This window comes from Pseudoalteromonas sp. DY56-GL22, from assembly GCF_041414715.1.
Classification (GTDB): domain Bacteria; phylum Pseudomonadota; class Gammaproteobacteria; order Enterobacterales; family Alteromonadaceae; genus Pseudoalteromonas; species Pseudoalteromonas simplex.
On sequence record NZ_JANHZR010000004.1, the window covers coordinates 172,005 to 196,111 of the forward strand.

Consider the following 24,107-nt stretch of genomic DNA (forward strand, 5'->3'; position numbering starts at 1 on the left):
GTGAAATTTATTTCGCGTTAAAACAAATTGCACAAAGAGAAAAGAATGAGAAGGTAATGAGGGAAAACACTGGATTACTTGCTGTTTTCCTCTAAAGCGCAGCGCCTCTTATCCTCTTTGTGAAAATAAATGTCTTTGACGTAGGCGTGAAATTTATTTCGCGTTAAAACAAATTGCACAAAGAGAAAAGAATGAGAAGGTAATGAGGGAAAACACTGGATTACTTGTTGTTTTCTCTAAAGCGCAGCGTCTTTAATCCTCTTTGTGAAAAAATGTCTTTGCCGTAGACGTGAAATTTATTTCGCGTTAAAACAAATTGCACAAAGAGAAACTAATGAGAAGAAAATGAGGAAGTAATATTAAAACTTTTTTTGTTTTTCTCTAAAGCGAAGCGTCTCTTATCCTCTTTGTGAATCATAGAAGTGTTGCGCGATATAAAATCGCGCCTACAATTTTACCCCTGACCGCTAGGTATTTTAATTTTCCTGCTCAGCTTCTTGCTGTGCTAATTTTTCGCGTTCTGCCTTTGAGATGTAGGCCGGTTTATTGCTCTTATGCAATTTTGCATTGGCGCGCTTATCTTTTTGCTTAAGTTTAGTGAAGATCTTTTTTCTGCGGTTCATGAGTCTAACAAACGAATTAATAGGGTGAGTGGTTATTGTACCTTGTTGGTATTTTTAAGCGATCTATTTTGCTTTAATTAGAGATGTTATGTCGGCGTTATAAGCGTTACAATCAAGGCGACTTTCTAAAAACCTTCTTAAACTCTGGAGCTTATCTTGAAACATTCATTACTTGCTGCATTTTTATTAAGTGCTTTCTCTAGTCAGGCAACTGTGTCTGAGCAAAGTGAAAAGCTGGCTAGCTACGCGGTAGAGCAATATCAACAAGCGCAAATTCATACCTTAGAGAATTTAGTTTCGTATCCAACGGTAAATAAAGAAGGTCTAGCGACTCCTGATAACCCAGATTTTATTGGCTTTAAGTCGTTCTTAAAAATGAAAGCGGCGCAGTTTGGTTTTGATTATCAAGATTTAGGCTACACAGTGTTAATTGGCATGGGTAACCAAGCTGACAAAGTAACCATAGTAACCCATGGTGATGTGCAACCTGCAGATGCCAGTAAATGGCAGCAAAGTCCTTTTAAAATGGATAAAACCTCTGAGCCAGGAAAGCTAATAGCTCGTGGTACAGAAGATGATAAAGGCGCAATTGCGACTGCACTGCATGCAATGAAGGCGATTAAAGACAAGGGTATTACTTTAAATAACCGTATTGAATTAATGGTTTACCTTGCAGAAGAGTCTGACTGGGCACCACTCGAAGAGTTCATGAAAACCTATCAGCAACCAAAATATGCTGTCACTATTGATGCTTCATACCCTGTGGTTGTTGCAGAAAAAGGCTGGAGCTTAATTGCGCCGACTTTCTCTGCGACCTCAGCACAAACAGGCTTATATGTCAGTGATTTAAAAGGCGGCGCCTTTGTTAGCCAAATCCCTGAAGATGCCAGCGTGTTAGTGCATAACGCTGATGCGGCGACAGTGGCTAAATTACACGACAATGTCGCTAAGCTTAAAAACGTCAAAGTGGCGATGACAGAGCAAGACAATGGCTTGTTAGTCCAAGTGAAGGGGATTTCAGCGCATTCATCTGAGCCAGAAGCGGGTGAAAATGCCATTGCGCACCTTGCAGAAATCTTTAAAGGTATTGATGTTGAGAACAATAGTGATGGTCAAGCCATTGAGTTTATCAATCAACTAATTGGCCTTGATTTATACGGCGCGCAATTCGGTGAAATTGGTTACAAGCATGACTTTATGGGCCCGATGACTGTTTCGCCTACCTTATTAAGCCGCGACGGTAACGACATTAAACTGTCGATTAATATGCGTCGTCCGGTAGGTAAACAAGAAGCGGTGCTTAAGCAGCAAATTAATGAAGCACTTAGTGCTTGGCAAACCACTAATGGTGCTACGTTAAAAGACACTAAAGTTATTATTGGTACGCCAATGCTGTTAGATGGTGCGCCTCATGCAGAAGCATTACTCGATATCTTTAAGCACTTTACCGGCGATAAGGACGCGGGCTTTGTGTCAATTGGTGGTGGCACAAATGCTAAGTTATTTGATAATGCGGTGTCATTTGGTCCATCAATGCCAGGTAAAAAGTACACAGGTCACTCAGAGCATGAGTTTATTACTGAAGAGCAGTTAGCACTGAACTTAAAAATGTATACTGCAATGATGATGAAGCTAGGTAATATGTAATTCTATAAACTGAAAACGCCGCTTTATAGCGGCGTTTTGTTTAAAACTGGTGACTCATTCCTATTTAGAATTGGGCAACAAACTTAAGGTTATAAAGTTCAGCAGAGCCGCTTTCAGTGTAATTCGCGGTTAAATAGTATTTATCATTAATAAAGTACTTACCTTGTAAAACGAGTTCAGAATCATCCAACCCTGCACCTATGGCATAGTGATCGCCGAAGTAGTAGCTGATCATGGCATTGCTTGCTGAATCATAAAGGCTGTCTTGATGGCCAACATCGACGGTAATGTAATGGCTACCACTTAAATGATTAAAGTATCTGGCAGAGACATTCCAAACGTCGAGTTCATCATCTGTTTCTGCGCTAAAACCAAGGTAATCTTTATCGTTGATTTGGAGGTTATACTGCGCTTTTAAGCGGAAATAATCATCACCATATTCACGCACATCCCTATTTACAGAGACCTTTAAGGCATCGGCAAATAAATAGCCTATTCCTAAGGTATAGTCATCAGCATCATCAACATCGTAAATTTCACCTGTAACAAACCAGTTTTTATAAAATCCTTCACCAAACAAGCCAAGATAATCAGTGTAATCGCTATTAAAGTAATTCACTCGGATGTTGGAATCTGTATCTAGGTAGCCATAATCATCAAGTACCCCAGAGCTCTGCTGCTCCTCAAAGTAGTAATGACTCACTAATTGGTAAGCATTAAAACTATATCTGTGGTTCTCTATGTGCGTGTAGTCGATACTGTTGAACCATTGTTTACTTACTTGTTGTTCTGTGGCGATTGAGCAGTTTGAATAAGCAAGTGTTGCAAGAGCGATCGGGGCTAATTTTTTAATCATACATATCCTTGTTGTATTTGGTTTTGCTTCATAAAGATAATACAACGAGGCGGTAAAAAGAATGTAATAAAGTGTTGTGGGTCTGTTAGTTTGTGAAAAGGCCAAGCACTGCTTGGCCTACAGAGATTAATTAAGCGTTGTGGTGAGTGATATTTCGGCATTCATCAGTTTAGAAATAGGGCAGCCTTGCTTGGTTTGCTCACAAAGTTGCTCAAACTTTTCGAGTGAGATTTCTTTTATCTTTGCGCTGACATCAAGTGCAATGTGGCTCACTTCGAAGCCGTCATCAACCTCATCAAGGCTCACTGTTGCTTTGGTCGTTATGTCGTCAGCGACAAAGCCTGCTTCAGTTAGAGCCAGCGATAGCGCCATGCTAAAACAGCTACTGTGTGCCGCTGCAACCAGTTCTTCAGGGTTAGTACCTGGCTTATCTTCAAAGCGAGTGTTAAAGCCAAATGGCTGTTTCTCAAGCGCGCCACTTTGACTAGAAATATAGCCTTTGCCAGATTTAATATCACCAGACCAACTCGTATGTGCAGATTTTTTAATTGTCATCGTCATCTCCTTTGTAAATTTTTTCGACGACCGTGAAAGGCTTTCAGGGTTTTGTGCCGAAAACGGTGAGTTCACGATATAAGTGCAACTTAAACGCCAATATTTCTTTTTGCCTCACGCTTGCAACGTTCTGAGCAGTATTTAACATGCTCCCAGTCACGTTGCCATTTTTTACGCCACATAAATGACCTGTCGCAAACGGGGCAGGTTTTGCTGGGTAAATTCAGCTTTTTATGAGCCATGGCGTTGTCTTTTAAGGCTTATCACATGCTTATGCAGTACGGCTTTTGTGCCACGTTTTACGTCATCACGTTCTCGAAATGACCATAACCGCTCACGTGCTTGTTTGGCTGCGTGTTCAATATCGACCATGGGCTCTGGGTAGTCTTCGCCGAGTTTAAAATTATTAAACAAGGCTTCCATTGGCGGTTGTTGCCATGGCTGGTGGAGATCTTCTTTGGGTAAGTTTTTAAGCTCAGGGCACCATGTTTTTATAAATATACCATCTGGGTCTTTGTCTTCAGATTGCTTTATTGGGTTATACAAACGAATGGTGTTAGTTCCTGTGACCGATGCTTGCATTTGGATTTGTGGGTAGTGAATACCCGGCTCAAAATCTAAAAAATAACGCGATAAAATTAAACTAACAGATTGCCAATGAATGTTCATATGATGAGTCATAAAGCTGACTAACATAGCGCGCATTCGAAAGTTAATGTAACCTGTTGCTGCGAGGCAGCGCATGCACGCATCAATAATAGGAATACCTGTTTGACCTTGTTCAAAGCGTTTTATGTGCTCAGCAACATGTTCATCATCGCGATAAGGGTAGTGCTTGTAGCCCGCATTTTGCGGTGCAAACTCCATGCTGCATTGAGTTTCGAACTTTTGCATAAAATGGCAATGCCAGTGAAGCCTTGACTCGAAAGCATGTAATGAGCGACGCCAGCTTAAAGGCTGCTTTGCTAAATAGTATTTTAGAGTTTGATAAACTTGTCTGAGGCTCAAGTTGCCAAAGGCTAAGTAAGGCGAAAGCCTAGAGCATGAATCTCTACTTTTGGAAGGACTCGAGATGCCACTTTGGTAGTTCTTTGCACGCTCTTCTACAAAGCTCTGTAGGCAAGCTCTAGCTGCATGAGGGCCACCATATTGAAACTGCGGGTCGTGCTTTAGAAAATCATCAACACAGGTCGCTGCTTGGTAATTATTGGGCAGTACAGCATTAAATACTTGCCAATTTGGCGTTACAAGACGTTGGTTCATCACGCCATGCCAATGTGCTTGCCAATCAAACTGTTTTGGCCTCGCTCGTTTTACACCTCCAAGTGGCGTTTCGTGCCATGGAATTGCTTTACTGTTTAGCCAGCGTTTGACCTGTTTATCTCGCTCAAATGTATTGTTTAGGCCTATTTCTTGATGACTATAAACCCCTGCAATATCAAAATCTTCACTGAGGGTTTCTAACAAGGTAATCATTTCTTGATTATAAATGGCGATTTCAGCGTTGTATTTTTCAAGTTGTTGGTTGATGTCTTTAAGTGACTGAGCAACAAAACGCCAGTGCCTTAAGCTGTAATGGGGGTCGTCGAGTAATAGAGGCTCAAAATTATAAATGAGTAAGCAAGGCAGATCTGATGCAATCGCACTGGCAAGTGGTTGATGATCAGACAATCTTAGGTCACGTTTGAACCAAACAAGATTTACTTTTTGTTTTTTTGAGTCTGCCATAAACGTGGAGTTGAAAAAGTGTTTTGCTCTTAATACGTAACAAGTTACAACTTCGATTAATTGCTACAACGATCCACAAAGTTTCCACATTTGTAGCATATTGCCCACACACTTTTGAATGATATTCAGATTATGCTTATGGTCAATTGAATGACATAAGAGGTTCGCTATGAAGCATTTATCTGCACTTTCTGTTTTAGCTATTTCGTTGTTAGTCACAGCGCCCGCTTGCTTTGCTCGCGACCATCAAGGCGGTCCACCCCAGCGACCTGACTTTACGACGATTGATATTGATGGCAATGGGGTGATTGATTTTACTGAGTTTAGTGAGCAGCCTATGCCAGAAGATATGCTGCAAACCATTTTTAATGACATGGATGCTGATCAAAATGGTGAAGTAACTGAAGACGAGTTCAACAACCATAAACCACCAAAACGTAAGGAAAATCAACGATGATCAACAGTGTCTCATCGGATGCGAATTTTCAGCCCATGCAACGACCGCAAGCAGAGCCGTTAACCAGTGAACAAACAGAGTTGATGAATGATACCTTAGCTCAGTTTGATCCTGAAAACTTAACTGCAGAAGATGCACAATCTATTATGCAAACATTTATGGATGCGGGTATTCAACCGGGTCAAGAAATGGAAGCAATTATGGCTGAAGCTGGCTTTGATGCCGCTGAAGTCGGTGAATTAGGTCGCCCTGAAGGTGAGCGTCCTCCTGGTCCGCCACCACCTCCGCCTAGTGGTAACTCACTTGAGCAGGTTGATACTGAAGAAGTTGTCAGTTATTTAGATGAGTTGTTAGCGCAATATTCTGATCAACTGGGAGAAGAAGATAAAGAAGCGATTCTAGCCTCTGTGCAAGAAAAGTTTGGTTTATCTGAAGGTGATTCGCTGTTATCGGTCACAGCGTAAATCACAAAGCGGTCATGATGACCGCTTTTTTATGCTCTGCTAATTACAGTGCTGCAGCAAAAGTCTTTATTTCGTTTTGTGCTGCTTCTAAGCTTTGCTCTGCACCCGGCATCGCAAGACCTTCGGCATAAATAAAATCAACGTCAGTCATACCCACAAAACCAAGTACATCTTTTAAGTATTTAGTTTGTGTATCCATGTCAGTGCCTTGATACAAACCACCACGTGCTGCAAGTACCACCACTTTCTTGTCTGCAATTAAACCTACAGGGCCTTGCTCAGTGTATTTAAACGTAATACCAGCACGGGCAATACGATCAATCCAAGCTTTGAATGTTGATGGAATTCCAAAGTTGTACATTGGCATACCAATAACAATCAGTTCGTTATCGTTAAGTTCAGCAATTAAATCGTCAGAAATTGCAGCAAGTGCTTTTTGCTCATCGCTACGCTCGTTTGCATCAGTCATCCAAGCAGCCATTTCTGTCTGCGTTAAGTGAGCAATCGCATTGTCGCTTAAATCGCGCGTTGTTACTGAAATTTGTTGGTTGTTAGCAAGTTGCTCAACAAATTGTTGGCTAAGTTTGGTTGAATTACCTTGTTCACCATTTAAAGATGAATTTAACACAAGTACTTTTTTCATCATGTCACCTAAGAAAACTGAAGTAGTGCAGCCATTATAATTATCAAAAAATAAATTAATAATGCTATTAATCGAGTGTTATGTTCGTTTTAAGCGAATGAAAGATGTGCCTAAGTTTTTTTGAGTTAGTCTTTTTTTGTAATTTAATGTTAATATTGTCGGAACAATAAAAAAATGGACTTTACTATGAAGTACTTACTGCTTACATTTTTTGCAGTGCTGAGCTTAATGCCCCGTGCTGCTGAAAACACGCAACTCCCTGTAGAATCATTCGCCTCTTTACGCGCTTTTAGCCAAGTAAAATTTTCGCCTAGTGGTGAACACATATCGTTTATTCGAAATGTGAATGGTGAGTTGGTTTTAATGGTTTATAACCGCAAAACTAAAGAAGCAGATGCTGTTATTCGTTCAGATAATCACACTATCTTCTTCGATTGGTATGAATGGGCAAATGATGAGGTACTGCTTTTAGGTGCACGCTATATTCAACGTCAATTTGGCGGCCCTAAATATACATCTACGCGTTTATATGCGTATAACATTGGTGGTGATGGAAAAGCGAAACTGGCTATAAAGCCTAACTTTAATCGTAATGAACGCCAACCGCAATTTGGTGATCAGGTCATCAGCTTTTTACCCGATCAAAAAGATAAAATTTTAGTTCAAGGTGACTTTGATGTTGCCAATACCCCTGGCGTGTATGAACTTAATTTAAGTACACTTCGTAAGAAAAAAATTCAGCGCTCACGCAGTAAAGTGATTGATTGGACAGCAGACCGCCAAGGTAATGTGCGTATTGCCCTTAAAATGGATGAAGACGAATTCGAATATATTCTTTACGATGAAGATAGAGATAACCGTAAAACGTTATTTAAATATAAAGCATTTACCCCTGATGTAGTGACTGTTTTGGGCTTCGATAAAGACCCTAATATTCTTTATTTCAAAGCTCTTAAAGATGGCTATGATGCGCTTTATAAAATGGACCTAACGACCATGAAAAAAGAGTTAGTGTTCAGCGATGATAACTATGACTTCGACGGTCATATTTTCTACTCACCACTTACAGGTGAAGTAGCAGGCTTTACACACTCTCAATTAGATGAAGGGATCCGTTACTGGAATGAAGATTTAAATAAGCTCTATACAGGTTTACGCGCTGTTTTACCAAAAGATAAATTTGACATAGATATCATTGATACCAGTAAAGATCAGCGCCAATATGTGCTTTATTTAACAAGTGATGATAGTGCTGGAACTTACATGATTGGGAATCGCGATACAAGTGAGCTAACGGTATTTGCAAGCGCATTCCCAGATGTAAATGAAACAGTTTACAGCGGTAAAAAGAAAATCAGTTTTAAAGCCCGTGATGGTTTAACTATTGAAGGGTATTTAACTTTACCTGTGGGTTACAAAGAAGGCGATAAACTACCCACTATTGTGTTCCCGCATGGTGGTCCTATGGCTCGTGATTACGCTGGTTTTGACTATTGGACTGCATTACTTGCTTATAATGGTTATGCAGTACTGCAACCAAACTTCCGTGGTTCTAGTGGCTATGGCCATGAATTTGAGATGGCTGCAGTTCAAGGTTTTGGTAAAGAAATGCAAGATGACTTGCAAGATGCGGCGAATTGGCTTGTTGAGGAAGGTATCGCTAATAAAGATAAAATCTGTATTGGCGGGGCAAGTTATGGTGGTTATGCTGCATTAATGGCGGTGGTTAAACACCCAGAAACATTCAAATGTGCAGCAAGCTTTGCAGGCGTTACTGATCTTGAGCGTATTGTTAGTAAAGCGCGTTATTTCACTAATAAAGAAATTGTGCGTAAGCAATTTGGAACTGATGGCGATAAACTTGAAAAGGTTTCACCAGTTAATTTTGCAAAGCAAATTAATCGTCCGGTGCTATTGGTTCATGGCTCTGATGATAATGTAGTGCCTGTTTATCATAGCCGTGAAATGGATGATGAACTTAAAGACGAAGGTAAAGATGTTACTTACATTGAGCTTGAAGATGGCGATCATTACTTATCGCACCAGCCATACAGAATTAAAACGTTGAAAGCGTTTTTAGAGTTCTTCGATAAGAACTTGAAAAACTAGAATTAGCAAAGAAAAGGCGACCTAGGTCGCCTTTTTTAATACCTGATTCTGCGTCAATTTTATTTATAGGCTAATTCAGCATCAATATTGCGCATTAAGTTGGTAACCCAATTGATATATTGGCGGTGGATTTTTTTGCCATTGTAATCAAGGTTGATCGAATCTTTGTAATCAATAGAGTATTCTTGCTCGTTAAACGTTATATCAACGCGTAATTGGTGTTTACGAATATCAAGTTTACCTAAGATTTGGCCTTCGGCATTTGAACGACACGTCCAGCCTAGTTTCATACATGCTTTTAAAATATTGGTTTTGATACTTTCAAGGTCATGTTGGCCAGACGCCATTTGCGGTACAGGGTTTGCGTCAAAGTTACGAATAGGCACACTGGTGCTACAAGCAGAAAGTGTAAGTAGGGTAAAAAGTGCAAGCGCTGCCTTTTTCATAGTAAGTCCTTTTTGGAAATAAAATCAGCGCGATTATGCGCTTTTTTTACCCGAGGGTCTAGGCATCGGGTAAAAACCATGCACTAATTGCACCAAGTAAGCCTAAGATACTGTAGAAAAAAATTAACTCAGCAGTCGTTAAGTAGGTATTTAGTAAGCCGACGCTACCTAGCAGTAATAATATAACTCCGATCACCGTATTACTAACAGAGACATAGTCAGTGCGCTTGTTTCCTTCAGCCATATCAACAAGGTAGGTTTTACGACCAAGGCGAACCCCTTGATGAGCTACGGTGAGTAAAAAATAACAGAGCGGTAATAGCCAAAACTCATTGAGCGTTTGTGGGCTCAGATAAGCAACTAAATAAACGGCGAAACCGTTGAGGGTGACGAGCATTGCAGCAAATACTAATACTTTGCGACTCGATAAATCACTTAATCGACCCCAAATTGGCGCAGAGACTAAGCTGGCAAGCCCAGAAAGCGCCATAAACGTAGCAAGTAGTGAAAAGTCGAAAGCCTGTTCACTAGCAAGAACGATATAAAACGGGGCGCTCAAAGCAGAACATAGCAACAACGCACGAGTGATAATAAAGTGGGCAAATTGTTTATCTTGGTAAAGCAGTTTTAATTTTGACAAAGCATGCAAAAAGCCGTTTTCAGCGCCCTCGGTTGCGCCCTTGTATTCTTGAATGCGACTATAGCTGAGCGCTGCAAACAGCCACATTAAAGCGGCCAGCATTAAAGCAACATACACCCCATTTTCATAGCCAAGACTTTGTAGATACCATAAACCAAGACCAAAGGTGAGCGTTGCAAATCCGGCAAAACTCGCAGCAAGACCGCTAATACTGCCTCGTTGTTGTTTAGGTATGACCTTGCCTAATACATCTTTTGCAGCAATGGAATTAAAGCCACGAGCAAGGCTAAAGATAATCAAAATAGCGATGATAGCAAAACCTGCTGTTGCACCTTGAAGTGTTAAAGCACAAATAAGCATGCCTACAATACACAAAGCTTGCACTATGGCGCCAATCACCCAAACCCACTTTCTAACAGGCAGCCTACGAATAGCACTGGCGATGGCCAGTTGTGGCAACATTGAGCCTGACTCACGAATAGGCACAAGCCAAGCAATAAAACTACTTGGTACATTAATGCTTTGCAGTAGCCAAGGCAGAGTCACTTTAGGGTTTAGCAGGGCATCTGCAAACTTACTAAATAGTTGGCTCACTAATAAAGTAATAAAATTGCCGGGTACCACTTTACAAGCAGCTTCATCAATCGCTTTACAGGCACGGGCATCTTCGGTATTGCTAAGACGTTGATAGATATCTTCTTTACTGAGCTTTTTCATACTGTTTATTTTTATGAAAAAGGGCCGTTAAGCCCTTAAAAATCTTCCTTAGAGTGGCGCTCTGCTAATTGCTCAGCTTCATCACCCCAAGTTCTATTGACTCTACGACCTCGTTTTACAGCAGGGCGGCGCTCAATTTGTTTTGCCCAGCGCATCACATGGCTGTATGACTCAACATCTAAGAACTCTGCCGCATCATATAAATTGCCAAGTACCAAGCTGCCATACCAAGGCCAAATAGCGATATCGGCAATTGAATATTCGCTACCAGCCATGTAGTCATGGTCGCTTAAATGACGGTTTAATACGTCTAACTGGCGTTTTACTTCCATGGTGAAGCGATCAATTGGGTACTGCATTTTAAATGGTGCATAACTATAAAAGTGACCGAAACCTCCGCCTAAGTAGGGGGCAGAGCCCATTTGCCAAAACAGCCAATTACGACATTCTGTTTTACTGGCGTGATCGCTTGGGATCAGCGCATCAAACTTTTCTGCCAAGTATTGTAAAATTGCACCTGACTCAAACACGCGAGTAACGGGTGTGGTACTGTGATCCATTAAGGCTGGGATTTTTGAATTAGGGTTAACACTTACAAACCCTGAAGAGAACTGGTCACCATCGCCAATTTTAATTAAAAATGCATCGTAGTCGGCTTCATCAATACCAAGCTCTAATAGCTCTTCGAGCATGATAGTGACTTTTTGGCCGTTTGGTGTCGCAAGCGAGTAGAGTTGTAGGTCATGTTTACCAACGGGCAAGTCTTGCTCGTGGGTTGCACCTGAGACCGGACGATTCGTCTTCGCCCATTCACCACCGTTTTCTGCATCCCATTGCCACACTTTAGGTGGCGTATAACTGTCGGTATTACTCATTGAAACTCCTAAATTGTGCTTTAATGAATGTCATTACGAGACTACCATCCTAGTTGATCAGATAGAGCAAGGGAAGTACAGTTATTAATTATGAATAACAAGGAGGATGGCATGAAAAAGCATGGTTTAGCCATTGGCCTTGAGCGAAGTGAAATACTTTGAAGACCCGATCATTGCCACTGAGTGGTTACACGAATAAGGAGTTAAGTGATAAAAAACAGTCAATTAAAGGTAGCAACGTTTAATTTATATAATTATTTAGCGCCACCTGACGCATTTTATGATTTTCAGCGCATTTATAGCGCTGAGCAGTGGGCCAAAAAGCAGCGCTGGTTGGCCGATTACCTTAAAAATCAGCAGCCAGATATTATTGGCTTTCAAGAAGTGTTCAGTATCAATGAACTAAAACAACAAGTTAACGCAGAGGGTTACCCTTATTTTGCAGTGGTTGATGAGCCAACGGTGATTGATGACTTTATTTATCGCGATCCGGTTGTGGCCATTGCCTCACGCTATAAAATTATTGCTGTCAGTCAGGTTGAGGCAGAGCAAGATGATATTTTAGCGATGGGCTTGAGCGATAATTTTAACTTTAGCCGCAGTATTATTCGCGCAACACTTGAAGTACCTCACTTAGGACATGTCGATTGCTATGTAGTGCACTTTAAATCTAAGCGCAGCATGCTCCATCACCAAGATGATGAAAGCCACAGCGAACAGCAAAACTTAGTTATGCAGTTAAAATCGCAAGCCCTTGGGCGCTGGGCATCAAGTATGCAGCGTGGCAGTGAAGCAGCGCTGTTACTCGTTGAAATTATTAAGCGCAGAGCGCACACCAATAACCCTGTGATTGTGATGGGGGACTTTAATAATGAGTTACACGATGGTGTGCTTAATCATTTAATCGCTGACCACCTTCGTTTTAGCGGTCATAGCCAAAATAGCCCATCTCGTTCAGAGTTTAAACTACAAGATAGTTGGCAACTCTATCAGCGCCATGTTGTCACCGAGAACGACAGAGAAGCGACCCACTATTTTGGCAGTAGCAGCTCAGTATTTGATTATATTTTGTTATCCCGTGAGTTTGATGCCGGGTTTCAGAGCAGCTTTTTCGAGGTAGTTGATTATCACACTTATGATCAGCACTTAATCAACCCCCAGTTTGCCTATGATGATCAAAGTACCGACCATGGCGTTGTGATGGTGACAATGAAGTTAAGAGACTAACTTATAGCTTTAAGCTGCAAGTCTTAAGTTCCAAGTTGAAAAACAGTTAATTTTTTACCCAGCCGATACTTAAAAGATATCGGCTGCCAGACGTTACCCGCGTTACCTGATGTTCGCAGATATCAGGACGGAACAATTTGATTCGTGAGCTTTCGTAGAGTGGGGCAGAGCAGATAAACTCCCCACCCGAATGCGCTTTTTTGAGTACAATATTAAGCCTGAAATGTTTACCTCTAGCGACTTTATCGGTGTGAGCCGCTATTTCACTGCCCTCAGGAAAACGCAAAATATACATATCAAATTTAATTGGCCAGCGAGCTGTGCAAATTAGCATTTTATCGTAGCCTGAAAGCTGCCGGCCTTTTTCAAAACGAAAGAGCTTTTTAAATAGCGAAGGTGTGGTCATTGTTATTTCAAAGCTTTCAGTTTAAAGCTTAGGGCTCTTTTGTTTATCACGTTTTGCCATAATATAACCGATAAATGCGCCGCTGATTGCGCCGAATAAATGGCTTTCGAATGAAATATGAACGCGCTGCGGAAAAACACCCCAAATCAGGCCGCTGTATAACACAACAACCGCAATACTGATTAAAATGGCTTTGAATGAGCGGTGCATAATGCCGTAGCTAATTAAATAGCCCCATAAACCGTAGATAACACCACTTAGTCCTACATGAATATTGCTGCGGCCAAATAGCCATACTAGTAATCCACCAATGAGCGCAGTACCGGCAAACACCAGCCAAAAGCGTTTAACGCTAAATTGGCAAACTAGCCAGCCGAGAATAGCAAATGGCACTAGGTTACTAAAAAGGTGTGCCCAGCCACCATGTAAAAATGGCGCAAAAAATACCCCTGATAAACCAGACATCTGCCTTGGTAATATACCTAAACCGTTTAAATTTATGCCGGGTAGGGAATTAACTATTTGCAGTACCAAGCACACCAGCATAATGCCGAAAATTGCGAATCGCTTACTACTGATAGGAGGAATTTTGACAGTTTTTTTTTCAGTCATGATGGGCAGCTCTTAAATCAATGTGACCGAATGAGTATAACTTATTAAAAGTGAAGGTAAACACCTTGATATGCAAGGTGTTTACTAAAGGTCTAGGGCATGTTGACCTAGTCTAACCTAATTTGGTCAGTAGTTTTTTAGCAGTCAGCTCTGAGCTTGCAGGGTTTTGCCCAGTGATTAGTAGGCCATCTTCAATTGCAAGCTCGCCCCAATCATCAGTTTTTTGATACTGACCACCTTGTTTGATTAACTCATCTTCAACAAGTAATGGCACAACATTGGTAAGCTGTACGGCATCTTCTTCTGAATTACTAAAGCCTGTTACTTTTTTATCAAATACCACAGATTTACCAGCGGCATTTTTCGCATTCAGTAATACGGCACTGGCGTGACATACTGCACCGACTGGCTTATCTGAGTTAAGAAATTGCTCAATTAAGCTAATCGAATCTTGGTTATCAACTAAGTCCCATAACGGACCATGGCCACCTGGGTAAAATACCGCATCAAAATCATCGGCTTTAACTTCAGCAAGAGGTTTAGTATTAGCCATTAAAGTTTTTGCTGCGCTGTCTTGCTCAAAACGTTTTGTGGCATCGGTTGCCGCATCAGGGGCTGCACTGTTTGGATCAACCGGAGGTTGGCCACCTTTAACAGAGGCTAAAGTTACCTCTACACCAGCATCAATAAAGGCGTAGTAGGGTGCTGCAAATTCTTCGACCCAAAAACCCGTTTTATGGCCTGTATCGCCAAGCTGATCGTGTGAAGTAAGTACCATTAAAATTTTCTTAGCTGACATAGTGAATCCCTTTTTGTGAATTAAACATCGTTGATAACACTATAGGGGTGAGAATTGAATTAAACAACGCAGATAAATTTGACTTCATTGGTTTAATAATTGATACAATGATTCAGGTTAGATTAGGAGTTTGTATGAAAGTATCGTTTGAGCAGCTAAAAAGTATGGTGGTGTTTGCCCACATTGTGCAGCAGGGCAGCTTAACTAAAGCGGCTCAACAACTTGGTTTATCAAGGGCTGTTGTTAGTTATCATTTAAAGAAATTAGAACAGCAATTAAAGCTGACGTTACTTAATCGCTCAACGCGCACCATGACCCTTACCGAAGCGGGTATGGCTTATTATGAACGTTGTCAGGCTATCACCGAGCAGGCTGAGGCTGCTAACCTACACCTTGAGAACTTAAAGAGTGAACCGGTTGGGGTTATTAAATTGAGTTGTCCGGTGAATGTTGGTTTGCAACTTGTGGTACCGGCACTGGCTCAGTTTAAGCGTTTGTATCCTAAAATTGATATTGATTTACAGCTTAGCGATGATGTGGTTGATATCATCAAAGAGGGCTTTGACTTAGCGATTAGAGGGGTGGCCCTTGAAAGCTCAAACTTACAAGCCACTAAACTTGCAAGTATGGCGACTTGCTTATGTGGCTCAGTCGATTACTTTACAAAATACCCTATACCAAAGAGCATTGCTGATTTAGCAGAGCATACATGGGTGGTGTATCAACCAAGTAGTGCTGTTGTCACGCTCGAAAAAGAGAAACGCCGCTTTGAGGTGGCAGTTAGTGGTGGCATAAGTACCAATAACGCTGCTGCACGAACTGCCTTTGTAGAAGCTGGGCATGGCTTAGCGAAAATCCCAGTTTATGATGCATTGCCAAGGATCAAAGCAGGATTGTTACGCACAATCTTAGATGATTACAAAACTGCTGATATTGAACTTTATGGCGTATTCCCGCCAGGGGCGGCGGGAAGTAAAAAGCTGCGGGTTTTACTCGATTACTTGAAGGATTATTTTACTAATCAAGTAGCCACTATGACGATTTAAACAAGTGTGCGATTAAATAAAGCGACTGCTTGTTGATACATGCTGATGGCAAGGGCTGGATCGTATCGGTCGCCTTCGTCGCGCATAAACGCATGTTGGGCGTTCACTTCTTGCCACTGGTAATTAATGCCTGTTGCCACCGCTTGTTGGTAAATTTTAATGCGGCCTTCTTTTGGTACATGAGGGTCTTGTTTACCCCAAACAAAATGAATTTCACCTTTAATATCTGCCATGCGCTCAAATGAGTTATTACCTGCTTGTGCTGGTAAAGTATCGCTGTGTATATCTGTCGCGTATAAACAAAAAGCGGCTTTGATACTTGGGTTTAATGCAGCACGGTATGCAAGGTGACCACCAATACATACGCCCATCGCACCGACATTTCCTGTGCAGTAATCTTGCTGACGTGCAAATGCAATTAAGGCGTCAGTATCTGAGTCATGGCTCTCAAGCGGTTTTGCCCATTTGTCGGCATTGCCTTTGTCTTTACCTGCATCATCATAGGCAAGTACTGTCCCAATAGGATTTAACTCATGAAAAACTTCTGGCACTAACACGACAAAGCCATGACCAGCAAGTATTGCCGCAGAGCGTGCAATTGGTGCTGTTTCTTGGAAAATCTCAGAGTAGAAGATAATACACGGGTATTTACCTTCTTCTACAGGGCGATAAATACTGGTGCGCATTTCACCTGTGTTGGTCGCTATGTCGTGGCTATGGTGCTGAATAATCATGTTTATCCTTGTAAAAAACGGTTTAGCTAATAATACCTCAGCCCCACCTTTTGGACGAGTAAAAGCCCTTGAAATTTATTGATGCTCAGTTAACTCTCTGAGGCAGGATACTGCATACAGCTTGCGTAATAGGTAAGAGTAGCAGGCCAGTCAGAGAAAATAGCCATCACACCCACTTGCTTAGCAAGGACGTCTACCACTTTCATCATTTGCCCATCTTGTTTAATTACACGGGCAATCGACTGGTAATAATAACCACCGCCATTATTTAATGGACCAGAGCGCTCTAAACTCCAAGTAATGATGTTCAGTCCGGCTTGTTTAGCTTTAATAGCATAAAGCGATGGCACGATTGCACCTGACTCATCAAGGCTTAAAAGCATCCACATTGGCGGTGCGATAATGCGTACTCCATCGTTATATAGAGCCTGCATTGATGGCTGCCAAGTTGTTTCATCCATAGCATCAAAGTCTGCTTGCTCATCTCGGCCATCAAGATAAATACTGTTGCTTGCAAATTCAGGGTGATTATTTAGCCAATACTTCACATCTTCAAGATTAAATGATTGCGGATACACATCATCGCTATCCACACCTAAAGCTCGATACTCATCAAGCATTTTTTGCGCATAATCTTGCTGACTAAAACCGTTAAATGGCATGCTGACTTCTGGACTTTTTAGCTCGGGTGTCATTTTTACACCTAGAGATTTGAATAACTCAATGCTTTGCTGGTGGGTCATTAGGGTGCCGCTGTTTGCGTATAAGTCAGTGCGCCAGCTTGGTGTGCCTTGCATATATTCTGCGACGGTTTTGGCGTTTGGGTTGGCGCCATCCATTTTAGCTTTTAAGGTTAAAAACTCAGCTTGGGTGATATCGCTGGTGCAGCATTTAGCCTGAGCTGGTTGGCCGCCTTTGGCCGGGGTAAAAGGTTGGCTGCATTTTGCAGCCAACTCAGGAATCGCTAAAATGTTGGTAGTGGTGTGTAAATCACACTGTGAATGGCGACACACGAGTTGTTTGTCTTTAGTAAAGGCGACGTCACATTCAAGTACGCCAGCGCCCATTCTTGCAGCGGCTAAATATGACTCTTTGCTGTGCTCAGGAAACTGCATGGGGGCACCGCGATGACCAATTACAAAATCAGTTTTATAGAAAGGGCCATTAGCGCATGTCGCAAGTTGCTGCTTTAAAGGTCCATCAGTCATCTTGTCGATTAAATAGTAAGGCCTAGCACCCACTTGCACTGCCTGCTCCTCAGGCAGATTCTTACAACCTTGAATAATGAAAACTAAACAACATAAAACCAGTGCGCGCATAACAGCATTCCTCTAATCTAATAGAGTTTAGCCTATCATTGCTCCATGGCAGTTTTATTAAGTTTCTGATTTATAATAAGTGCTAATAAGATAATCGCTGCACCGATGGCAAGCTTGATGATATCGGCATCACGATTCCATATCACAATGTTAACGATGATCCCTGCTGGGATCAGTAGATTATTCATGACAGCCAAGGCACCTACATTGACGATGGTCGCACCTTTATTCCAAGCGAAATACCCAAGCCCTGAAGCAATCGTGCCTAAGTAAATTAACACGCCCCACTGTGTAGTAGTGGTGGGTAGCTTACTGGTATCACCAAATAAACCGTAACAAATCAGCGCGACAATTAAAGCGCCAATAAAGAACCAAGCAAACACCCGAGAGTGGGGGAGCTGCTCATCTTGCATTAAACGTTTGTAGGTTACTTGCCCAGTGGCAAAGCAAATATTGGCTGCCTGCACCATTAACATACCAATAAGGTAGTTCTCATCGACGCCTTCATAGCGAATAGCAACGGCGCCTAAAATAGCCAGTAATGCGGCGAATAAAAACTTGGCATTAAAACGTTTTTCAAGCAAATCGTTTAACAAAGTGATGTAAAGTGGCGTCATTACCGTGAATAGCAGTACCTCGGGCACGCTAAGGTACAAAAACGAATGGTAATAGAAGCTGTACATCACACCAAGTTGTACTGCGCCAATTGCCATGAGCTTTAGGGCTAAGGCTTTAGGAGTTTTACGCCAGTGTAAAAAGGGCAAAAATACGCAAGTTGCCAAGCCAATACGCATTAATACACTAAACCATGCATCCACTTGGCCTGCTAAATAGACACCAATAAGACTAAACGAAAAGGCCCAAAGCAGGGTTACAGCAAATAAGTAGGTCATGTTATTCGAGTTATGTGCAAAAAGGGCAGTGTATATGAGATGGCTGAAAATTAAAATTGCCCATGACGGATAATACGCGGTCATGGGCAATGGGGGGTTAGGGTTGGCTGGCAACAAAGGCTTTGGCTTGTTGCTTTAAAAGCTCAAGTGCGTTGCTATCGTAAAACGTGCTGTGCGAGACAACACCCTTTAGCGTTTGTGTATTACGAATATCAATAAGCGGGTTTTTTGAAAGCAAAATGAGATCCGCTACTTTGCCTTCACTAAGGGCACCGTATTGCTGTTGTTTATTTAAAAATTTAGGCCCCGCAAGTGTCGCAGCTTGCAGCGTTTGCAGTGGTGTTAGGCCATATTCAGTAAAAATACTCAGTTCTTGGTGTAAAGAAAGCCCCGGATAAATATACGAATTTAAAAAGCCTGCATCTGTGCCTGCAATAATGCTCACACCTGCTTGTTGGGCGATAGGGAGTAACTGTGCGGTTTTAATAAAACGCTCTTTGCGCTGTTTAATTTGTGCAGGGGTGTCTTTGTTAGCTCTATCAACTCGCCATTGATAAGTCGCTTTTAAACCCTTACCTAAATAATCTAAATAGGCATCGTCCTGATGATTATCTTCATCAATGTAAGCCGTTATTTTGCCACCAATCAAGGTTGGCACCACGGCGGTGTCGTTGTTAGCAAGAACCGTAAACTTCTCAATGGCTGTTGGTTCATCAAACTGCGCGGTGATAATGGGCAGTGCAGTGCGATAACTCAGCTCTTTTGAGGCAACCTTTGCAGAAATATCCGCTTCGTTTTTAGCCGCAGCTTTAAGCATATAGGTCATATGCTCAATAGCATCAAGCCCCGCCTTGGAGACATCAGTCACAGACAATGAAAATGGAATATGACCTGAAATTTGGTAACCCCGTTTTTTAACCTCTTTTACTGCCTTTAGATAAAGCTCAGGCGTTAGAGCGCTGTCGGTAATTTTGATAAAATCAACGTCCATGCTGTCTAACAGATCCATTGCAGCATGCATTTCTTCAGTCGTTTCTACTTCTAAATCACCAGGCCAAATAGACCCTTTACCTTCTAATTTCGGGCCTGAGGTGAAAATAGTTGGCCCCACTAACTGACCTTGTTTTACTTGTTCTCGCCAGCTAAGTACAGATTCACTTAAATCAGCCGCAGCATCACGAACAGTCGTTACGCCGTAAGCTAAATACAGTGGCAAGAGCTGTTTATTCTCTTCAATAAGCTCATCACCACCGCCAAAATGAACATGCATATCCCATAGACCAGGCATGACATACTGACCTTTGGCATCAATCAATGTTGAGCTTTGATAGTGGCTACTTAAAGGTTTATCGCTACGTTTAATGATAATTCCATCGCGAATGGCAAGAGATTGCTGTGTTGCGATAGCCCCAGTTTGCATATCAATAATTTGGGCGTTTTCTATCACGATATCGGCACGCTCATCTGGGGTTGATGAACATGCAGCTAATGCTGAGCAAAGTCCTAAAAGTAAAGCGTTTTTCATGTGTGAGCTCGTGTTTTTCTTTGAGATTAGCAAAAACGAGTTAACTGACAACGACTTTGAGGTGAATAGGAATAAAAGCGGGGTGAAAATTTAATTGATACTTAAAAAGTATGAGGGTTGCCCCTCATACTCTAAACAACAGTGTGATTATTCAACTAAACCACGACGCTTTAATAGTGCGTCTGTTGTTGGTTTTTGACCACGGAACTCAATGTAGCTTTGCATTAAGTCGCGGCTGTTACCTTTTGATAAAATCTCTTTACGGAAATTATCACCGTTTTCACGTGTTAAGCCACCTTCTTCGGTCATGTGTGCAAACGCATCTGCTGCGAATACTTCAGTCCAAAGGTAAGCGTAATAACCCGCTGAGTAACCACCGGCAAAGGTGTGGCTGAAGTAGCAAGACTTATAGCGTGGTGGTACTGGGTAGTAAGCAATACCGTGCTTGTCTAATGCATCATGTTCAAACTTTTGAACGTCTGTAATGTCAGCATCAACACCAAATGAGTGCCATTCCATATCAAGCAGTGCCGCAGCTAAATACTCAGTTGTATCAAAGCCTTGGTTGAATTTTTGTGACTCAAGTACTTTATTTAAAAGCGCTTTTGGAATTGGTTCACCTGTTTTGTAGTGCTTGGCATAGTTTGCCAGTACTGTTGGTTCAATATTCCAGTCTTCGTGTGCTTGTGAAGGGAACTCAACAAAGTCACGAGCAGTGGCTGTACCCGCTAAGCTTGGGTATTTAACATCAGAGAATAAACCGTGTGCAGCGTGACCAAACTCATGGAACATAGTCGTTACTTCAGAGAAAGTCATGAGTGTAGGTTGGCCTTCAGCTGGCTTAGGAATGTTCTGTGCGTTGTAGATCACAGGCATAGTGTCTTTAAGACCGCTTTGGCTAACATAAGCACTCATCCAGGCACCACCACGTTTACCTTCACGTGCGTAAGGGTCCATGTAGAATAGGCCGATAGCGCTACCGTCTTCGTTAAATACTTCAAACACCATGACGTCTTCGTGATAAACCGGTAGGTCTTTACGCTCTTTAAAGGTAATACCGTAAAGTTTATTCATCGCAAAGAATAGACCGTCGTGGATCACTGACTGCATTTCAAAGTAAGGCTTAACTAAAGCTGGGTCTAAGTCGTACTTCTCTTGGCGAACTTTTTCAGCGTAAAACGCCCAGTCCCAAGGTTGAAGTGCAAACGTTTCACCTGACTTTTTGATTACTTGCTGGATTTGCTCTGCTTCTGCTTCTGCTTTAGCAACCGCTTTCGGTGCTAAGTCATCAAGGATGCCGTAAACATTTTCAGTTGTTTGCGCCATACGGTTAGTCATTACATACGAAGCCCAGTCTTTATAACCAAGTAATGCTGCTTTTTCTGCACGTAGCTTAGTTTCTTTAATGATGATAGGGCTGTTTGTTGCTTGTGCACGCGTTGAAGACGTTGTCCAAATCTTTTCACGAAGCTTGCGGTTTTCAAGGCTTTGTAAGATAGGTTGGCGAGTCGTGTTCACCAGTGTGATCATGTAACCTTCTTTACCTGCTTTTTTGGCAGCAGCTGCAAGGCTTGCAATTTCACCTTCAGATAAACCCGCTAGCTCGCTTTTATCTTTAACTAAAATCACATCTTCTTTGAATGACTTTAAGATGTTTTGTGAGAACTCAGTTGAAAGCTTGGCAAGCTCTGCGTTGATTTCACGCATTTTTGCTTTTTCAGCTTCAGTTAGTTTTGCACCCGCGTTAACGAACTTTTTGTAGTAGTAATCAACAAGACGTTGATCTTCAGCATTTAAAGACGCTTTGTTGTCGTAAATGCTTTGTACGCGAGCAAATAAAGCTTTGTTTAAGTAAATGTCATCAGTGTGAGCTGACATAATCGGCGCCATTTTCGCGGCGATACGTTGGTACTCACTGTCAGAGATTAAACCCGATAGATTAAAAAATGCCGCAGATGTACGGTCTAATAGCTCACCAGAGTACTCCATAGCAACAAGGGTATTTTCAAATGTTGCTGGTTCTGGGTTGTTTGCAATCTTTGCAATTTCAGCTTTTTGCTGTGCGATGCCTGCTTCAAACGCTGGCTCGTAATCTTTGGTCGAAATTTTATCAAACTCAGGGGCCATGTATTGTAAAGGGCTTGGCTTGAAAAGAACGTTTTCAACATTAGCTGTTTGTGTTTCAGCGGCAGTTTCAACTTGAGTTTGAGTGTCGGCTTGTTGTGAACTACAAGCAGATAATAAAAGCACACTAGCAATCGTAGTTGCTACTAAGGTCTTACGCATGAGAGCTCCAAAAATGTGGATAAATCTTTTCTAACTTATCAAATTTTTGGCTAGAAACAATCAAGTTTGTCGTCTGAATGGGGAATTTGAACGCAAATAATGTGATGGAGGGGATAAATGTGCGTAAAAAGCCATCAATTGTGTATTAATGGCTCACTTAAGTAAAAAGTGGCACTAGCTGCCAGTTTAAATCTTGTTGGTAATAAATCACCATAGGTTAGTTGTAACCCAACACAAACTTTCTCTCTGAGCCAAAGCTTTCTGGCATAGCGTTGCCAAACTCTTTGTTAATTAAAGTCAGTGAGTGTTCTTGCTCAGCAAGTAAGTTTAAGATGCGGTTACGGTACTCTAAACTTGATTCAAATAAGTTTAGATCGACCAAGGGTTGTAAAGTGGCAAGTTTTTGTGTGAGCGTCATTTGTGACATTGTGTTCTCCTCGTGCTATTCAAAGCCTGTGAAACCTCAAGCTCTCTCTATGTATATAGCAGCTGTAGTCTAAAATAGTTAATAATTAGCGCATATTGCGCATAAAGAACTTAGTATTTACCAAGTTTTCACCTATTATGCCGTGCTAAACTTAGTCACAACTGAATCAAACTCATTTTTTACTAGGAATGTTAATTTATGACCCTTGCTGATCTGCAATCTGCACTATCGTTTGTCTTGTTCACCTACAACGATGTGCAAATTACTGTACTAAAAGTAATTCAAGTACCTTTGGTACTGTTTTTAATGTGGTTTGTGGTCACCTGGATTGGTCGATTAATTAAAAAAGCATTGCAGGCAAAAAACCTAGGTCCTGACACAGTTCACCTGTTCACGCGTATTTATCTTGTTGTTACTATTGCTGTGCTCGTGTTTACCTCGCTTGAGGTGCTCAATATTCCTCTGACGGCGTTTGCATTTGTTTCTGGTGCCATTGCTATCGGTGTTGGTTTTGGTGCGCAAAACATTATTAATAACTTTATTAGTGGTTGGATATTAATGTGGGAGCGGCCAATTCGTATTGGTGACTTTTTAGAAGTAGGTACAGCAAAAGGGGTTGTCGAGACTATTAATACCCGTTCAACCCGTATCCGTCGTAACGATGGTGTGCATATGCTGGTACCTAATAGCCATTTATTAGAAAACACGGTAACTAACTGGACCTTAATTGACCGTAATGCTCGTTCGTTTGTAAATGTTGGCGTTGCTTATGGTTCAGATGTGGTATTGGTTGAAAAGCTGATGAAGCAAATTCTTAATGAGCACCCAGCCATTTTAAAAACACCTGCATCGTCAGTATTGTTTGATGACTTTGCTGATAGCTCTTTAACTTTTAGCGCTATTTTCTGGGTATGTGCTGAATCAGAAGCACCGCTTCGCCAAGTGCGCAGTGAGCTGCGTTTTAGCATCTATAAAGTATTTGCTGAAAACAACATTACTATCGCATTCCCGCAGCGCGATATTCATATTGATGGTGAAATTGCTTTAACAAGGCGTAACAGCCAAAAATAAAA

The 24,107-nt window shown here is 41.6% G+C and carries 25 protein-coding genes; 7 read left to right on the forward strand and 18 right to left on the reverse strand.

Going from position 1 to position 24,107, the window contains the following annotated elements; all coding sequences use genetic code 11:
* Nucleotides 1-476: 476 nt before the first annotated feature.
* Nucleotides 477-623 carry a DUF2986 domain-containing protein gene (locus tag NO991_RS11035; protein ID WP_082389188.1) on the reverse strand — a complete coding sequence of 49 codons (147 nt, stop codon included), beginning with the start codon at nucleotides 621-623 and terminating at the stop codon, nucleotides 477-479.
* A gap of 156 nt (nucleotides 624-779) precedes the next feature.
* Between NO991_RS11035 and NO991_RS11040 the strand changes: the two genes are divergently transcribed.
* Nucleotides 780-2,270: a dipeptidase gene (locus tag NO991_RS11040; protein WP_194441718.1), complete on the forward strand. Its 1,491-nt coding sequence runs from the start codon at nucleotides 780-782 to the stop codon at nucleotides 2,268-2,270.
* A gap of 64 nt (nucleotides 2,271-2,334) precedes the next feature.
* On the opposite strand, the gene NO991_RS11045 is transcribed toward NO991_RS11040, so the two are convergent.
* The 4 genes from NO991_RS11045 to NO991_RS11060 form a co-directional block, all read right to left on the reverse strand.
* Nucleotides 2,335-3,126, reverse strand: a complete 792-nt coding sequence (locus tag NO991_RS11045; protein ID WP_194441717.1) for a putative porin — start codon at nucleotides 3,124-3,126, stop codon at nucleotides 2,335-2,337.
* Nucleotides 3,127-3,252: 126 nt separating this feature from the next.
* Nucleotides 3,253-3,681: an OsmC family protein gene (locus tag NO991_RS11050; protein ID WP_054551814.1), complete on the reverse strand. Its 429-nt coding sequence runs from the start codon at nucleotides 3,679-3,681 to the stop codon at nucleotides 3,253-3,255.
* A gap of 89 nt (nucleotides 3,682-3,770) precedes the next feature.
* Nucleotides 3,771-3,923 carry a DUF2256 domain-containing protein gene (locus tag NO991_RS11055; RefSeq protein ID WP_138601387.1) on the reverse strand — a complete coding sequence of 51 codons (153 nt, stop codon included), beginning with the start codon at nucleotides 3,921-3,923 and terminating at the stop codon, nucleotides 3,771-3,773.
* The gene (locus NO991_RS11060; protein WP_194441716.1) at nucleotides 3,913-5,409 is read right to left on the reverse strand and encodes a cryptochrome/deoxyribodipyrimidine photo-lyase family protein; all 1,497 of its coding nucleotides are present in this window, start codon (nucleotides 5,407-5,409) and stop codon (nucleotides 3,913-3,915) included. The genes NO991_RS11055 and NO991_RS11060 overlap by 11 nt, the downstream gene beginning before the upstream one ends.
* Nucleotides 5,410-5,578: 169 nt before the next feature.
* On the opposite strand from NO991_RS11060, the gene NO991_RS11065 reads away from it, so the two are divergent.
* Both NO991_RS11065 and NO991_RS11070 read left to right on the forward strand, forming a co-directional pair.
* A complete protein-coding gene (locus tag NO991_RS11065; RefSeq protein ID WP_194441715.1) occupies nucleotides 5,579-5,866 on the forward strand; it encodes an EF-hand domain-containing protein in 288 nt (95 codons plus the stop codon).
* Nucleotides 5,863-6,330 (forward strand): hypothetical protein, encoded by a 468-nt coding sequence (locus tag NO991_RS11070; RefSeq protein ID WP_194441714.1) that lies wholly within the window; start codon nucleotides 5,863-5,865, stop codon nucleotides 6,328-6,330. Before NO991_RS11065 ends, NO991_RS11070 begins: the two co-directional genes overlap by 4 nt.
* Before the next feature lie 43 nt (nucleotides 6,331-6,373).
* On the opposite strand, the gene NO991_RS11075 is transcribed toward NO991_RS11070, so the two are convergent.
* Entirely contained in the window at nucleotides 6,374-6,973 is a 600-nt protein-coding gene (locus NO991_RS11075) for an FMN-dependent NADH-azoreductase (protein ID WP_138601395.1), read from the reverse strand.
* A gap of 186 nt (nucleotides 6,974-7,159) precedes the next feature.
* On the opposite strand from NO991_RS11075, the gene NO991_RS11080 reads away from it, so the two are divergent.
* Nucleotides 7,160-9,082 (forward strand): S9 family peptidase, encoded by a 1,923-nt coding sequence (locus NO991_RS11080; protein ID WP_194441713.1) that lies wholly within the window; start codon nucleotides 7,160-7,162, stop codon nucleotides 9,080-9,082.
* Nucleotides 9,083-9,141: 59 nt separating this feature from the next.
* On the opposite strand, the gene NO991_RS11085 is transcribed toward NO991_RS11080, so the two are convergent.
* The 3 genes from NO991_RS11085 to yghU are packed head-to-tail and all read right to left on the reverse strand — an operon-like array spanning nucleotide 9,142 to nucleotide 11,760.
* Nucleotides 9,142-9,528, reverse strand: a complete 387-nt coding sequence (locus NO991_RS11085) for a hypothetical protein (RefSeq protein WP_054551808.1) — start codon at nucleotides 9,526-9,528, stop codon at nucleotides 9,142-9,144.
* A 58-nt stretch (nucleotides 9,529-9,586) separates the two neighbouring features.
* Nucleotides 9,587-10,885, reverse strand: coding sequence for an MFS transporter (locus tag NO991_RS11090; protein ID WP_054551807.1), 1,299 nt, complete (start codon nucleotides 10,883-10,885; stop codon nucleotides 9,587-9,589).
* A 35-nt stretch (nucleotides 10,886-10,920) separates the two neighbouring features.
* A complete protein-coding gene (gene yghU, locus NO991_RS11095) occupies nucleotides 10,921-11,760 on the reverse strand; it encodes a glutathione-dependent disulfide-bond oxidoreductase (protein ID WP_054551806.1) in 840 nt (279 codons plus the stop codon).
* 207 nt (nucleotides 11,761-11,967) lie between these two features.
* On the opposite strand from yghU, the gene NO991_RS11100 reads away from it, so the two are divergent.
* The gene (locus NO991_RS11100) at nucleotides 11,968-12,987 is read left to right on the forward strand and encodes an endonuclease/exonuclease/phosphatase family protein (protein WP_194441712.1); all 1,020 of its coding nucleotides are present in this window, start codon (nucleotides 11,968-11,970) and stop codon (nucleotides 12,985-12,987) included.
* A 46-nt stretch (nucleotides 12,988-13,033) separates the two neighbouring features.
* On the opposite strand, the gene NO991_RS11105 is transcribed toward NO991_RS11100, so the two are convergent.
* The 3 genes from NO991_RS11105 to NO991_RS11115 all read right to left on the reverse strand — a co-directional run bounded on the left by NO991_RS11105 (nucleotide 13,034) and on the right by NO991_RS11115 (nucleotide 14,804).
* Nucleotides 13,034-13,393 carry a 2OG-Fe(II) oxygenase gene (locus NO991_RS11105; protein WP_300357996.1) on the reverse strand — a complete coding sequence of 120 codons (360 nt, stop codon included), beginning with the start codon at nucleotides 13,391-13,393 and terminating at the stop codon, nucleotides 13,034-13,036.
* A 21-nt stretch (nucleotides 13,394-13,414) separates the two neighbouring features.
* On the reverse strand, nucleotides 13,415-14,005 hold the full coding sequence (locus tag NO991_RS11110; protein ID WP_187490558.1) for a rhomboid family intramembrane serine protease: 591 nt from the start codon (nucleotides 14,003-14,005) through the stop codon (nucleotides 13,415-13,417).
* A 112-nt stretch (nucleotides 14,006-14,117) separates the two neighbouring features.
* Nucleotides 14,118-14,804: a type 1 glutamine amidotransferase domain-containing protein gene (locus tag NO991_RS11115; RefSeq protein ID WP_166339077.1), complete on the reverse strand. Its 687-nt coding sequence runs from the start codon at nucleotides 14,802-14,804 to the stop codon at nucleotides 14,118-14,120.
* Nucleotides 14,805-14,938: 134 nt separating this feature from the next.
* Here NO991_RS11115 and NO991_RS11120 point away from each other — a divergent pair, with 134 nt between their 5' ends.
* Entirely contained in the window at nucleotides 14,939-15,850 is a 912-nt protein-coding gene (locus tag NO991_RS11120) for a LysR family transcriptional regulator (RefSeq protein WP_194441711.1), read from the forward strand.
* Here NO991_RS11120 and NO991_RS11125 read toward each other — a convergent pair.
* From NO991_RS11125 to NO991_RS11150, 6 genes are all read right to left on the reverse strand, one after another.
* Nucleotides 15,847-16,584: a dienelactone hydrolase family protein gene (locus NO991_RS11125; RefSeq protein WP_194441710.1), complete on the reverse strand. Its 738-nt coding sequence runs from the start codon at nucleotides 16,582-16,584 to the stop codon at nucleotides 15,847-15,849. The two genes, NO991_RS11120 and NO991_RS11125, sit on opposite strands and share 4 nt — an antisense overlap.
* 89 nt (nucleotides 16,585-16,673) lie before the next feature.
* A complete protein-coding gene (locus NO991_RS11130; RefSeq protein WP_194441709.1) occupies nucleotides 16,674-17,903 on the reverse strand; it encodes a glycerophosphodiester phosphodiesterase family protein in 1,230 nt (409 codons plus the stop codon).
* Between the two features lie 35 nt (nucleotides 17,904-17,938).
* A complete protein-coding gene (locus tag NO991_RS11135) occupies nucleotides 17,939-18,796 on the reverse strand; it encodes a carboxylate/amino acid/amine transporter (RefSeq protein ID WP_063700288.1) in 858 nt (285 codons plus the stop codon).
* A gap of 97 nt (nucleotides 18,797-18,893) precedes the next feature.
* Nucleotides 18,894-20,321 (reverse strand): amidohydrolase family protein, encoded by a 1,428-nt coding sequence (locus tag NO991_RS11140; RefSeq protein ID WP_138616913.1) that lies wholly within the window; start codon nucleotides 20,319-20,321, stop codon nucleotides 18,894-18,896.
* Between the two features lie 147 nt (nucleotides 20,322-20,468).
* The gene (locus tag NO991_RS11145) at nucleotides 20,469-22,607 is read right to left on the reverse strand and encodes a M3 family metallopeptidase (RefSeq protein ID WP_194441708.1); all 2,139 of its coding nucleotides are present in this window, start codon (nucleotides 22,605-22,607) and stop codon (nucleotides 20,469-20,471) included.
* Nucleotides 22,608-22,824: 217 nt separating this feature from the next.
* Complete coding sequence (locus NO991_RS11150) at nucleotides 22,825-23,034, reverse strand: hypothetical protein (RefSeq protein ID WP_054551796.1); 210 nt, start codon at nucleotides 23,032-23,034, stop codon at nucleotides 22,825-22,827.
* A 198-nt stretch (nucleotides 23,035-23,232) separates the two neighbouring features.
* Between NO991_RS11150 and NO991_RS11155 the strand changes: the two genes are divergently transcribed.
* Nucleotides 23,233-24,105, forward strand: a complete 873-nt coding sequence (locus tag NO991_RS11155; RefSeq protein ID WP_054551795.1) for a mechanosensitive ion channel family protein — start codon at nucleotides 23,233-23,235, stop codon at nucleotides 24,103-24,105.
* The last annotated feature ends 2 nt before the right edge of the window (nucleotides 24,106-24,107 follow it).